Source organism: Candidatus Methylomirabilota bacterium (genome assembly GCA_036002485.1).
Classification (GTDB): domain Bacteria; phylum Methylomirabilota; class Methylomirabilia; order Rokubacteriales; family CSP1-6; genus AR37.
This window is the reverse complement of record DASYTI010000029.1, coordinates 1-12579: the sequence shown is the minus strand read 5'-3', so window position 1 is coordinate 12579 and position 12579 is coordinate 1. Positions and strand designations below refer to the sequence as shown.

Genomic DNA, 12579 nt, shown 5'->3' with positions numbered 1-12579 from the left:
GGAAGACCACCCCCGGCAGGACACGACTTGTAAAATTTTCATTTAAGTTCCGGGGGGGAGCGACCGCCGCTCCTCCCCCGGACCCCCCCACCGGTTCGAGCTTGCGCGGTTGCGCTGGCCGATTTGCCGGGAGCTCGCGAGGGCCGCCATGTAGATTTCTTCGAAGCGGCGGGCGTGGCTATCGGGGCTGAACCGGCCGAGCGCGCGGCGGTGCCCCGCCTCGCCCATGGCTCGGGCTTCGTGCGGGTGCTCGATCAGCCGGCGCAATGCCGCCGCGACATGCTCGGACGACACCTGCTCGAGCAGAATTCCGGTCTCGCCGTGAACCACGGCCTCGGACAGCGCCCCCACGCGGGCCGCCACCACGGGTCGGCCGGCCGCCATGGCCTCGAGGGCTGCCCGACAGGACTCATCCGAGCCCGCTCCGAGCAGGACGAAGATGTCGAGGGCGTGGAGCACGGCCGGCAAATCGGTATCGCGATAGCCCGCGAGGAGGGCGCTCGCCTCGAGCCCGAGACTCTTGATGGCCGCTTCCAAGGCCGGGCGCCGCTCCCCCTTGCCGATGAGGAGAAGGCGGGCATCGGGGCGCTCTCGACGCAGCAGCCGGAAGCCTTCGAGGAGCACCTCGTGACCGCGACCGGCGGCAAGACGGGCCACGCAGCCAATGAGGGGAGCCGAGGCGACCTGGAACTCCTCGCGGATCTTGGCGGCTCCCCGCGAATCGGGCGCGAAGCGAGCCGTGTCCACCACGCCCGGGACGCGGTGCACGGACCGGGCGGGAGCGCCCGCGGCGATGAGCTTTTCCTCGACGCCGCGGCTGACCGCGACGAGGGCCTGGGAGACCCGGTAGAGGCGGGAGGTGGGCCAGCCGCGGCGTACCGAGCGCTCATTGTGATACGAGCGCACGAGGGCGCTCCGGCCACGGCTCCACCAGCCGAGCCAGTGGTCGTGGCTGTGGTGGACGTGAATCACGTCCAGTCCTTCATCACGGACCAGACGGCGGAGCCTTCGGAGATCAGAGAGGACGGCCGCCGGACCCGATCGGGCGTCGAGATGGAGCCCCTCGACAGGCTCCACACCAGCCTCGCGCGCCATGGCCTCGAACTTGTCTCCGGGGGCCAGACCCAGCAGCGCGTGGTGGCCACGAGCGCGCAGAGCCAGGGTGAGTCGAAGAGCCGGATCAGCGCTCCCCGTCCACCACCGGTTGGCCACGAGATTCAGGACGCGCAGCCGGCGCTCTACGGTCATGCCTTCATGCCGCATGCCCGTCGCGCACGGCGGTGAGCACGGCGCCCGCCACCGCCGCCGGCTCTATCGAGCGCATGCACGGATGATCGATGGGGCAGCGCTCGAGAAAGCAGGGCGCGCAAGGGGCGCATCCCTCGAGCGTGCGCGTGGCGCGACCACGCGGGCTCGTGAGGCGCGGGTCCGTGGGACCGAAGAGCGTCACCGTGGGCGTGCCCACCGCGGCGGCCAGGTGGGCCACGCCGGTATCGGCGCTGACGAGGCAGGTCAGCCGGGCGAGGAGGCGCGGCAGGAGATCGAGCCGGTCCCGCCCGACCAGAGAGGCGATGACCTCCCCGGCCGAGGCGACGACGGAGGCGGCCGTGTGTTCCTCGCCTCCGGCCCCGAGCAAGACCGGGAGCAAGCCGGCTCGACTGAGCTGGCAGGAGAGCTCGCCATAGGCGGCCGGCGGCCAGAGCTTCGAGGAGCCGAAGGAAGCGCCCAGATGGAGCCCGACCACCCCGCCCTCGGGAGCGAGACCGATGCCCTTGAAGAGGACATCGACCTCTTCCTCGGCTTGGCGATTGTCCGGCAGCGCGAACGCGGGAGCGCCCGATCCCGAGACGACGCCTCCCGCCTCGAGGAGCTGTCGGTACTCGTCGATCTGATGCCGGCGCGGAGAACACTGCTCCAGGGGATGAGTCAAGAGCCAGCCGCGAAGGTCGGCATCATAGCCCAGCCGCACGCGGGCGCCCCAGCGTCGAGCGGCCAGGGCGGACTCGAACGAGTTGGGCAGGACGATGGCCGTGTCCGGCCGCCCATCTCTCAAGACGGCGCCGAGGCGCGAGCGCGCCCCCTCGCCGTGCGGATAGGAGAGGACGGCGTCCGCCACGGCCTGGCCCTGGAGCACTGGAGCAAAGCGCCCGACCAGTGCGATTCGCGCCTCGGGCAGCGAGGCGCGCAGCCCCGCCAGCGCCGGCAGGGCCATGACGGTGTCGCCGAGCCAGTTCGGCAGGCGCACGAGGATGACGGGACCCTCGATGATCACGCCAATGGCTTCCGCGCTCCGCTCGTCTGGAGGACGCGCGCCAGAGTCTCCACGAGCAGGTCACGCCGGTCCGCGGACAGACGTATCGAGAGAACCCAGAGCGGCACGCCAGGCATGCCCGTCTCGCGGATGCGCACCCAATCCTTCTCCGTGGTGACAAGTCCCTCCGCGCCCACGCTCTCGGCGCGACGGGTGAGGGCCTCGATATCCCCTCGGGTGAACGCATGGTGATCGGGGAACTCCACGAATCCCGCCACGCGGGCCCCCACCGCGCTCAAGGTCGCGGCAAAACCTTCGGGGGCGGCAAGCCCTGCGAAGGCGAGAAGGCGCCGCCCGCGGAGCGCGGCGGGAGGCTCGATCCGCCCTCGCGGCATCTCACGCGCGCTTTCGGGCTCCGTTGCGGCTGTCAAGACGGGCGGCTTCGCGCCGAGCCGGCCGAGAGTCGCCGCGACTTCGTTCATGGCCGGTCCCGAAGGATTGGTGACCACGATGAGACCTGCGCGGCCCAACGCTTCGACGGGCTCGCGAAGCATGCCGCGCGGGAAAAGCCGGCCATTGCCCCACGGGTTGCGACCCGCCACGGCCACGATCTCCAGATCCTTGGCGAGCGTGCGGTGCTGGAAGCCATCGTCGAGGATGAGGGCCCCGGCTCCACAGCGCTCCAGCGCCGCCCGTCCCGCTTCGTAGCGGCTCTCCCCTACCACGACGGGCACACCGGGCAGTCGCTCAGCCAGGAGCACCGGCTCGTCGCCGCCTTGCCTCGCCCCGAGCCTGACCCCGGTTGCCTCGGCCACGATCTGCACACCACGTGTCTGCCGTCCATAACCGCGGCTCAGCAGCGCGGGCTTCCAGCCCAGCTCGCCGACGATCCTGGTCACGACCTCGGCCAGCGGCGTCTTGCCGCTGCCCCCCAACGTGAGATTGCCGACCGAGATGACCGGGCACGGCAGCCGCCGCGTCCGGAAGATGCCCGCCGCATACAGACCGGAGCGTATGGCCAGGCCGCCGCCATAGATCTGGGCGAGGGCTTGGAGGCTGGCCGCCCCCGTCCACCCGATGTCCCCGCGCCAGGCGCGGCGGAGCCAGGGCTCGCGCACGCTATCAGCCACGATGGGCGTCCATCAGATACCGCTCGATGAGCTCGACCGTCTGCTTGATGGCGCCGCGGCGGCCCGCCACGGCCTTGAAGGCCGCCTCGCCCATGAGCCGGCGACGGTCCGCGTCTTGGAGGAGGGCGGCGACTTGGGCGTCGAGTTCGGCGCCGTTCTGGACGACGAGGGCGCCCCCGGCCTGGAGGAGAAGCTCGGCGCTCTCCCGGAAATTCGTGGCGTGCGGGCCGAAGAGGACGGGCTTCCGCAGCAGCGCGGGCTCCAGCATATTGTGGCCACCCGTGGGCACCAGGCTCCCCCCCACGAAGACCACGCTGGCCACGCGGTAGATCTGCGCGAGCTCGCCGATGGTATCCAGGATGATCACGGCGCCGGGAGCCTGGGATTTCGGCAGCTCGCTGCGACGCACGGGCTGAAGGCGGCGCTCCCGGACGAGACGCTCGACCTCGTCCACGCGCTCCGGGTGCCGCGGAGCGAGCACGAGGGCGAGGGCGGGGACGCGGCTCCGGAGGCGGAGGTAGACGTCCAGCACGGTCGCCTCCTCGCCCCGATGCGTGCTGCCCGCCACCCAGATCGGCTCGCCATGGTCGAGCCCGAGGAGCCGCTGCCAGAGCGCGTCACCGTCGCCCTCGGGCGGGATGAGGTCGCTCTTGATATTGCCGGTCACGACCACGCGCTCTGGCAGGGCACCCAGGGCGATGATCCGGCGCGCGTCCTCCTCGGACTGCATGGCGAGCACGCGCACGTGGGCGAGCATGCGCGCGGTGAAGAAGCGGACGAGGCGATACCGCCGGAAGGACCGGTCCGAGATGCGCCCGTTGGCGATCATCGACGGCACCCCGCGCCGGGCGAGGGCCCGGAGGAGGTTGGGCCAGAGCTCCGTCTCCATGGCGATGAAGAATCTCGGATGGACGGCGTCGAGCGCGCGGCGTACCGGACCCGGCACGTCGATGGGAAAGTATCGATGCACCACGCGGCCGGCCAGGCGGTCGGCCACGATGCGCGCTCCCGTCGGGGTGACCGTGGTCATCACGATGCCGAGCTGGGGCCAGCGCCGGGCTATGGCCTCGACGAGCGGCACGGCCGTGGCTGCTTCCCCGACCGACACCGCGTGGATCCAGCAGCGAGGCTCGCGCGGAAGGCCCTCGCCGAAACGGCCGAGGCGCTGGCCCAGGCTCGGCCCATACCCAGCCGGTCGAAGGCGTTTCAGGGCAAAGATCGGAAGGTAGCCGAGCAGCAGCAGGTAGAGCAGCGCAGAGTACACCGCGTAGCTCAGCGCGCGGCCTCCTCATCCACCTGCCACGTGACGGATCTAAGCGCCGACTCGATGTCCTTGCGCGCGGCATCCTGCTGGGCGCGGTCGGCGCTGCAGGCGATCTGGATGGGCTCCCCGAAGCGGACCACGCAGCGGGCGAACGGCTTGGGTATCCTGAACTCGTCCCATGACCGAAGCCGCCACTCCGAGGAGGCGCCCAGCGCGACGGGCACCACGGCGGCCCCGCTCAGACGCGCCAGCCCCACGATGCCCGGCTTGACCACCTCGCGCGGCCCTCGGGGGCCGTCGGGTACGATCACCACGCTCTCTCCCGCGGCGAGGGCCCGGATCAGCTCGCGAAATCCCTGGGCGCCGCCCCGGCTGGACGAGCCACGCACCGGCACGAAGCCGAAGCGCCGGATGAGGGCGGCCACGATTTCTCCATCGCGCGAGCGGCTGATCAGCACATGCAGGTCACGCCGGCCATAGAGCCACGGCATCAGCGCGAGCCGCCCGTGCCAGATCGCATAGATCGTCGGGAGACCCGCGTGCCAGCGCGATTCCACCGCCCCCTCCTCCCGGCGGATCTCGAGGGTCCGGGCAAGCAGCGAGAGGCTCAGGGCGCCCGCCCACGGCCCCACCATCGTCAAGACCCGCTGGCGGCCCCTCATCGGCCCCGGGCAACCTCGAGGACGGCCTTGGCGGCCCGACGGCCCACGCCGGGTTCGCCCAGGCGGCCACGGATGTCCTTGAAGGCGGCCCGCTGGGCGGTGATGGTGGCCGAGTCCTCGAGAAGCCGCAATGTCTCATACGCCAGCCTCTCGCTCACCTGGCCTTGCAGGAGCTCCGGCACGGCGAATCGCCGCACGATGATATTCGGAAGGCTGATCCACGGCAGGAGCGCGAGCCGTCGGCCTATCCATTCCGTGGTGCGCGACACGCGGTAACAGACCACCATGGGCGTATTGAGCAGCGCGGCTTCGAGGGTCGCGGTACCCGAGGCGATCATGAGCACGTCGGCGGCGGCCATGAGCTCGTGGGTCAGTCCCTCGACGATCTCGACCCGCGGCCCCCCCGCCTCGCCGGCCGCTCTCAGGAGCATGCCCACTTGCACCGTGTCGACCGTCGGGGCCGCGCCGAGCAGGAAGCGGCGCCGGGGGTCAAGGGCGGCCAGCTTGCCCGCGGCCTCGAGCATGGCTGGCAGCAGCCGGTCCACTTCCTTTCGCCGACTGCCGGGCAAGAGCCCGATCAGCGACACGGCGGGATCGAGGCCGAGGCGCTCGCGCGCGGCGTCGCGTGTCAAGTCCAGAGGTAAGACGTCGAGCAGGGGGTGCCCCGTGTACTCGACCGGCGCATGGACCGCCTCGTAGATCTCACGCTCGAAGGGGAGGACGGTCAGGACGCGGGTCACGAAGCGGGCGATGCGACGCGCGCGTCCCGGCCGCCATGCCCAGAGCTGCGGCGGGACGAAATAGACCACGCGCACACCGGCGCGGCTGGCCGCGCGCCCGAGGCGCATGTTGAACTCGGGAAAATCGATGAGCACGAGGGCGTCGGGGCGCTGGGCCCGGATGCGCCGGAGCAGAGCGCGGTAGGCGCCGTAGAGGGCGGGCACCCGGCCCACGGCCTCCGTCATGCCGACGACGGCGTGGCCCGTGGGGTCCGCCACCACCTCCATGCCGGCCGCCGCCATTCGAGGCCCGCCCATGCCGACTAGGCTCACGTCGGGATCGAGCGCGCGGAGAGCGCGGCACAAGGTCTCGCCGTGAAGGTCGCCCGAGGCTTCCCCGGCCGACAGCATGATGGTGCGGCGATCAGGCATGGCCATCTGCGCTCACGATCGTGATGTCGGCCCGCGTCGCGATGTGCACGGTCGCCTCGCGGTCGACGATGAGGACCTTGCCTTGCTCCACCGCCAGGGCCGTGGCGCCCCCGGCCGCCATCGCCTCGAGCGTGGCCGGGCCTATGGTCGGAATGTCGAAGCGAAAGTCATGGTTGGCCGCCACGGCCTTCACCACGACGGCGCCGGGACCGCCGAGGCTCGTTCCCCGCCGAATCGTCTCGTCGGTGCCCTCCGCCGCCTCCACCGCCAGCGTCACCCCGCGAGATCGGACGACCGTCTGGCCTATCCCGTGGCTGGCCAGATGCCGGGCCAGCGCGAAGCCGCCGTGGATCTCGCTCCACTCGGCCGGGGAGGGCGCGCGCGTCGTGATGGTGCCCGCGCCAACCAGCCACGGGTCGAGAAAGGCGCGCTGATCGAGCACCTCGATGCCGATTCCGTCGAGCGTAGCCAGGACCATGCCGGCCAGCGCCTCGTCGGAGAGACCGGCGCGCGCAAGCTCGCGTCCCGCGTCGTCCGCCGCGCCGGCGCCGCTGAACACGTCCCGCTTCCAGAGCTTCCCCACGAACACGGCGGCGCTGACCCGGGACTGGCCGAGCTCGCGCAGGACGCTCTGGATATCGGTGATGGAGGAAGGGACCACGCGCTCCGCGTGCGCGGACAGGCCGGTCGCCTCGTCGAAGGCGAAGGCGACCACACGCCAGCCCTGGCGCGCGGCTTCCGAGGCGGCCCGGCCGGGGAGGACCCCGGCCCCCGCCATCACCGCGAGGCGACGCTCCACGGAAGATCCTTCGGCCAGGCGATTTCCCCCCGACCCTCTCGGATCATCCTCTCGATCTCCAGCGCCACCGCCAGGGACCGCAGGTCTTCGGTCTCCGGCAGCTCCACCTGGCCGGTGGCCCGGGCCGCGCGGGCGGCCCCGATCAGGTGGCGGATCTCCAGCTTGAGGGGGTTGTCCTTGTGGACGAACAGCCGCTCGACGAAAGAGGCCTGGCGATAGCGGATGGACTCGCGGTTGAGCGTGTACTCCTGGGCGGCCCGGCGGTGGATCTGGATGTCCTGGTCCGCGTAGTCGAGCAGGATGTACGCCTCGGGCTGGGTGATGGCGAGGGTCCGGATCTTCTCTTCGGTGGCGCGGCTGGCCGTGATGGTGGCCATGGTGCCGGAGTCGAACACGATCTGGACGTTCGCGACGTCGGCCACGTCGGAATGGATGGACCGTCCCACCGCGGTCATGCGCCGCGGCTCGCTGTCCACGAGGCCGAGCACGATGTCGATGTCGTGGATCATCAGGTCCATCACCACGGAGTCGTTCTGGACGCGCGGAACGAAGGGGCCCAGGCGGCGCGACTCCACGAGCACGGGCCGCTCCACGATCTTGCGCAGCTCCTGGACGGCGCCGTTGAACCGCTCCACGTGGCCCACGTGGAGGACTCGTCCCAGCTGTCGCGCGATCCGGAAAAGCTCCTTGGCTTCCTCCAGCGTCGTGGTCATCGGCTTCTCGACGAGCACGTCGACGCCGGCCTCCAGCAGATCTCGCGCCACGTCGAAGTGCCGATCAGTGGGGACGGCCACGGTGGCGATGTCCACCAGACCCGCGAGCTCGTGGTGCGTGGGGACCGCCCGGAGGGAATACTGGGCCGCCACGCTGCTCGCCCGCTCGGCATCCGTGTCGCAGATGGCCACCAGGTCCACGTCCCAGAGCTCGGCCAGGGCCAGGATATGATACTGGCCCATATGGCCGGCCCCGACCACCCCGGCCCGCGTTCTGCCCTGTCCGTCCCCGATCACCACACGCGCTCCTCTGGCCAGGCGCCGCCCTCGGTGGCCTCGGCGACCCAGCCGGCCGGGACGATGCCCCGGCGTGAGCCTTCGATGAACTCGACGAGACGCCCGACGAGCGGGTGCTCTCCGAGTTCCGCCTTGATGCGTGCCGTGGCCGCCCCGGGGCCCAACCCTGAGCGATAGAGTAGCCGAAAAGCCGCCCGCACCTGGCCACGGGCATCACCGTCGATACCGCCGCGTCGCATCCCGACCACGTTCACCCCTCGGGCGGTGGCGGGGTTGCCGTCTACCATGGTAAACGGTGGCACGTCCTGGTTCACCTTGGAGCAACCTCCGATATACGCGTAGGTGCCGACCCGCGCGAAGGGATGAACGCCCGAGAAGCCGCCGATGGTGGCGCGGTCTTCCACGGTGACATGACCCGTGAGGCCCACGTTGTTGATGATGACGACGTGATCGCCCACCAGGCAATCGTGGGCGATGTGGGTCCCCACCATGATGAGGCAGTGCTGACCGACGCGCGTGGCGTGCCCCTCGTGCGTGGCTCGGTGGATGGTGACGTACTCCCGGATGGTGGTATCGTCGCCGATCTCCACTCCCACGGGAAGGCCGTCGCGGTACTTCAAGTCCTGAGGGCGGCCGCCGATGAGGGCACCGTGACCGATCCGGCAGCGCGCGCCGATGGTCACCCGCCCCTCCAGGACCACATGGGCGCCGATCTCGGCGCCCGGCCCGACGCGGACCTCGGGACCTATCACGCTATAGGGCCCCACGGTCGTTCCCGCGCCGATGTCCGCGGCGCGCTCCACAATAGCCGTGGGATGGATCGTGGTCGCCTCAGCCATCCGCACTGCCCCCGAGCTCTCGCACTTGCTTCTCCAGAGATCGGACTCGCTTCAGCAGCTCCGGCAGCATGGCCTCGGCGGCCCAGATCCGACGGAACTCGGTGGACGGCCGCGCCGGGTAGCCTGACCAAACCTCGCCTGCCGGAACCTCGCCCTTCACTCCGGACTGCGCGGTCACCATGGCTCCCGCGCCCACGGTGACGTGGTCGGACACGCCGACCTGGCCGGCCAGCACCGCTCGATTGCCGATCTTGCACGAGCCGGATACGCCCACCTGGGCGACCAGGATCACGTGTTCCCCGATATCGCAGTTGTGGCCGATCTGCACCAGGTTGTCGATCTTCGTGCCGCGGCGGACGATCGTCGCGCCCATGGTGGCGCGGTCGATGGCGGAATTGGCGCCGATCTCGACGTCGTCCTCGATGATGAGTCCCCCGACCTGGGGGATTTTCTGGTGCGCGGATCCATCGAAGGTATAGCCGAAGCCGTCGGCGCCAAGGACGGCCCCGGGATGGACGATGACGCGATCGCCGATGCGGACCCCGTCGCGTATCACGACCCGCGGATACAAGACCACGTCGGCTCCGAGCACGGTTCCGCGGCCGACATAGGTGAGCGCTCCCACGAGCGTGCGCGGCCCGATCACCGCGTCACCCTCGATCACCGCGCCGGGGCCGATGGCCGCCGTCGGATGCACCCGCGCCTCCGGGGCCACCCAAGCCGCCTGATGCACTCCCGGTTCGACGGGAGGCGCTGGGTGGAAGAGTCGGAGGAGGGTGATCAGGGCCGCCGGGGGCGAGGCCACCCGCAAGAGCGTCCGGTCGAGATCCTGCACCTCCGGCCCGACCACGAGGGCGCCCGCCGCGCTCGCGGCGGCCAGGCGCTGATACTTGGGGCTGGTGACGAAGGAAATCTCCTCGGGCCCGGCGCTCTCGAGCGGGGCCACGCCGCGCACAAGCTGTCCAGCATCCCCGTGGAGGGTGGCGCCGAGCGCCTCGGCGAGCCGGCCGAGCGTGAAGGCGCTCACGGGAGCCTACTTCTTGGCCTTCCGGGTCTCGTCGTCGAAGGCCTTGATGATTTCCTCGGTGACGTCCGCCTCCGCGGCGCCGTAGATGAGGCCGCCCTGGCGGCGCTCCACGATCATGAGATAGCCTCGCTCCTTGCCGATCTTGGCCACCACACCCTCGACGTCGCGCAGCACCTTGGCGAGCAGCCCCTGCTCCTTCTTCTGCAGCTCCTTCTCGAGGTCGTCGACCAGCCGCCTGGCGTCGCGGACTTTGCGCTCGAGCTGCTCCTGCTTGTCACGCCGCGCGTCGGCCGAGAGGAGCTGCCCCTTCTTCTCGAGCTCGTCGCGGAGCTTCTCGAGGTCAGCCTTCTGATTGTCCACCTGCTTCTGCATGCCCGCTTTGTCCTTCTCGAGCTGCTCGCGGGCCTGCACCCCGGCCTGGGACTTGGCGAGGATGCGCTGGAGGTCCACGAAGCCCACGCGTCCGGGCGCGGGGGCCTGGGCCTCCACGCGAGGCGACATCCACCACAGCCCGGAAAGGATGGCCATCAAGACCGCCGCCGTGGCCACCACGACCCTGACACGCCCAATCATGCTCCTGTCCTCCCTGAGCTAGAACGCCGTGCCCACGGCAAAGTGGAACTCGCCGAACTTGTCCCCCGGCTTCGGGTCTGGATTGACGCCGTAGTCGATGCGGATGGGACCGAAGGGCGAGTTCCAGCGCAGGCCCATGCCCACCGCGTACTTGAGGTTCGTGAGGTCGATCTTCTGCCCCAGGTGATTGTCCGGGCCATACACGTTACCCGCGTCAAAGAAGAGAGCCAGTCTGACGCCATAGTAAGTCGGGATGGTGTACTCCACGTTGCCGAGGACCTGGAAATTGCCGCCGATCCGCGTGCCCGAATCGTCGCGCGGCGAGATCTGACGGAGCTTGAAGCTCCGGACCGAGTTCGGGCCGCCGAGGTAGAAACGCTCGAAGATGGGCACCGGCTTGTTGCTCCAGCCGACCTCGTAGCCGACGCCCACGCGCCCACTCAACACATGGCTGAACCACAACGACTGGTGTTGGACGGTCGAGGCGGAGAGTCTGACGTAGCGGTTGTCCTCCGTGAGGATGCCCGCGAAGTCGGCCCCGATGGTCGAGAGGTTTCCCTTGGTCGGCTCGATGAGATTGTCGCGCGTGTCCCGCCCGATGTTGCCGCCGAGGACCGAGGTGATGGTGGTGCCTTTGGCGTCCCGCAGCTCCGGGCTCGCGTTGGGGTTGACCCCGGTGAGGTCGTCTTGCTCCAGCTTGTAGATCAAGTTCCACCGCGCATAGTCGCCGAGCGGATGACCCACTCGGACATCGCCGCCCAGGGAATTGATGGTGTAGTCGTTGTAGATGCGCCGATTGTTGAACAGATCGAAGCCCGCGGCCAGCGGCCGGTCGAAGAGCCAGGGCTCGGTGAAGCCGATGGTGCCCTGCTGAGTGGAGGCGCCCCCGCGCACGCGAAGGAAGACCTGCCACCCTCGGCCGAGGAAGTTGTTCTGGGAAAGGTCGAGAGTGCCGAGGGCGCCGTCCTGGGAGCTGTAGCCGCCGCCGATCGAGAAGAGGCCGGTGGGCTTCTCGGTGACGTCGATGTTGACGATGATCCTGTCCTTGGCGGACCCGGGGGCGGTCTTGGCCTCGACCTTGTCGAAGTAGTTGAGGTTGGTCAGCTTCTGCTTGGCGCGGGCGAGCTTCTGGCTCGTGAAGAGATCGCCCTCCGCCATCGGGATCTCCCGCCGGAGGATCTTCTCCTCGCTGCGGGTGTTGCCCGAGATGTTGATCCGCTCGACGTAGGTCTCGGGGCCCTCGTTGATCTCGAAGACGATGTTGACCAGCCGCCCCGGGATGTCCTGGAGGGTGTTGGGCGTGACGTCGGCGGACGCGCGGCCGACCGCGCTGTAGAGATCGGTGATTCCCTTGACGGTGTCGCGGAGCATGGCGCGCGAGAACACGTCCCCCGTCTTCAGCTCGATCCGCTTCCGGATCTCCTCGATCGGCAGCACCGCGTTGCCGGTCACGTCCACTCCGCCCACCTTGAACTGCGGCCCCTCCACCACCACGATCCGGATCGTGGCGCGGGCCTTCTCCCGGTCGACCTGGATCTCGGACGACTCCACGCGGGCCTGCACGTAGCCGGAGTCGTTGTAGAGCTGGATGATCCGGTCCACGTCCTCGTCGAGCTTCTGGCGCTGGACGGTGCCCCGCAGGATGATGTACTCGCGCTCCTGGGTGTCCATCGCCCCCTTGACCTGCTTGGGGGTGAGCCCCTGGGCGCCCTCGATCACGATCTGGTCGATCGTGATCCGTCGCCCCTCCGCGATGCGGTAGGTCACGGTCACGTCCCCGTCGGGGAGCTTCTCGACCTCGGGGGTGACGCCGACCTCGAAGTAGCCCTCGGTCTCGTAGAACTCCTTGAGCTTGTCGGCGCCCCGGTTCACC

At 69.8% G+C, this 12579-nt stretch carries 12 protein-coding genes; all 12 read right to left on the bottom strand.

Annotated features, from left to right (window positions below; genetic code table 11):
- Positions 1–42: 42 nt before the first annotated feature.
- Positions 43–1248, bottom strand: a complete 1206-nt coding sequence (locus tag VGT00_03220) for a glycosyltransferase (GenBank protein ID HEV8530410.1) — start codon at positions 1246–1248, stop codon at positions 43–45.
- A 4-nt stretch (positions 1249–1252) separates the two neighbouring features.
- Positions 1253–2272 (bottom strand): lipopolysaccharide heptosyltransferase II, encoded by a 1020-nt coding sequence (waaF, locus tag VGT00_03215; GenBank protein ID HEV8530409.1) that lies wholly within the window; start codon positions 2270–2272, stop codon positions 1253–1255.
- The gene (gene lpxK / locus VGT00_03210) at positions 2269–3381 is read right to left on the bottom strand and encodes a tetraacyldisaccharide 4'-kinase (GenBank protein ID HEV8530408.1); all 1113 of its coding nucleotides are present in this window, start codon (positions 3379–3381) and stop codon (positions 2269–2271) included. Before lpxK ends, waaF begins: the two co-directional genes overlap by 4 nt.
- Positions 3374–4645 carry a 3-deoxy-D-manno-octulosonic acid transferase gene (locus VGT00_03205; protein ID HEV8530407.1) on the bottom strand — a complete coding sequence of 424 codons (1272 nt, stop codon included), beginning with the start codon at positions 4643–4645 and terminating at the stop codon, positions 3374–3376. Before VGT00_03205 ends, lpxK begins: the two co-directional genes overlap by 8 nt.
- A gap of 8 nt (positions 4646–4653) precedes the next feature.
- Positions 4654–5307, bottom strand: coding sequence for a lysophospholipid acyltransferase family protein (locus VGT00_03200; protein ID HEV8530406.1), 654 nt, complete (start codon positions 5305–5307; stop codon positions 4654–4656).
- Positions 5304–6458 (bottom strand): lipid-A-disaccharide synthase, encoded by a 1155-nt coding sequence (gene lpxB, locus VGT00_03195; GenBank protein ID HEV8530405.1) that lies wholly within the window; start codon positions 6456–6458, stop codon positions 5304–5306. Before lpxB ends, VGT00_03200 begins: the two co-directional genes overlap by 4 nt.
- Entirely contained in the window at positions 6451–7257 is an 807-nt protein-coding gene (gene lpxI / locus VGT00_03190; protein HEV8530404.1) for a UDP-2,3-diacylglucosamine diphosphatase LpxI, read from the bottom strand. Before lpxI ends, lpxB begins: the two co-directional genes overlap by 8 nt.
- Complete coding sequence (locus VGT00_03185) at positions 7236–8267, bottom strand: Gfo/Idh/MocA family oxidoreductase (protein ID HEV8530403.1); 1032 nt, start codon at positions 8265–8267, stop codon at positions 7236–7238. Before VGT00_03185 ends, lpxI begins: the two co-directional genes overlap by 22 nt.
- Positions 8264–9106 (bottom strand): acyl-ACP--UDP-N-acetylglucosamine O-acyltransferase, encoded by an 843-nt coding sequence (gene lpxA / locus VGT00_03180; GenBank protein ID HEV8530402.1) that lies wholly within the window; start codon positions 9104–9106, stop codon positions 8264–8266. The genes VGT00_03185 and lpxA overlap by 4 nt, the downstream gene beginning before the upstream one ends.
- Positions 9099–10133: a UDP-3-O-(3-hydroxymyristoyl)glucosamine N-acyltransferase gene (gene lpxD, locus VGT00_03175; GenBank protein ID HEV8530401.1), complete on the bottom strand. Its 1035-nt coding sequence runs from the start codon at positions 10131–10133 to the stop codon at positions 9099–9101. The genes lpxA and lpxD overlap by 8 nt, the downstream gene beginning before the upstream one ends.
- A gap of 6 nt (positions 10134–10139) precedes the next feature.
- The gene (locus VGT00_03170; GenBank protein ID HEV8530400.1) at positions 10140–10706 is read right to left on the bottom strand and encodes an OmpH family outer membrane protein; all 567 of its coding nucleotides are present in this window, start codon (positions 10704–10706) and stop codon (positions 10140–10142) included.
- An 18-nt stretch (positions 10707–10724) separates the two neighbouring features.
- Positions 10725–12579: outer membrane protein assembly factor BamA (gene bamA / locus VGT00_03165; GenBank protein ID HEV8530399.1), on the bottom strand; the 1855-nt coding region annotated here is incomplete at its 5' end.

Bases quoted from the DNA above. Each gene is read 5' to 3' on its own strand.
- VGT00_03220 (HEV8530410.1), bottom strand. From the start codon at position 1,248: ATGACCGTAGAGCGCCGGCTGCGCGTCCTGAATCTCGTGGCCAACCGG.
- VGT00_03200 (HEV8530406.1), bottom strand. From the start codon at position 5,307: ATGAGGGGCCGCCAGCGGGTCTTGACGATGGTGGGGCCGTGGGCGGGC.
- lpxB (HEV8530405.1), bottom strand. From the start codon at position 6,458: ATGCCTGATCGCCGCACCATCATGCTGTCGGCCGGGGAAGCCTCGGGC.
- lpxA (HEV8530402.1), bottom strand. From the start codon at position 9,106: ATGGCTGAGGCGACCACGATCCATCCCACGGCTATTGTGGAGCGCGCC.
- VGT00_03170 (HEV8530400.1), bottom strand. From the start codon at position 10,706: ATGATTGGGCGTGTCAGGGTCGTGGTGGCCACGGCGGCGGTCTTGATG.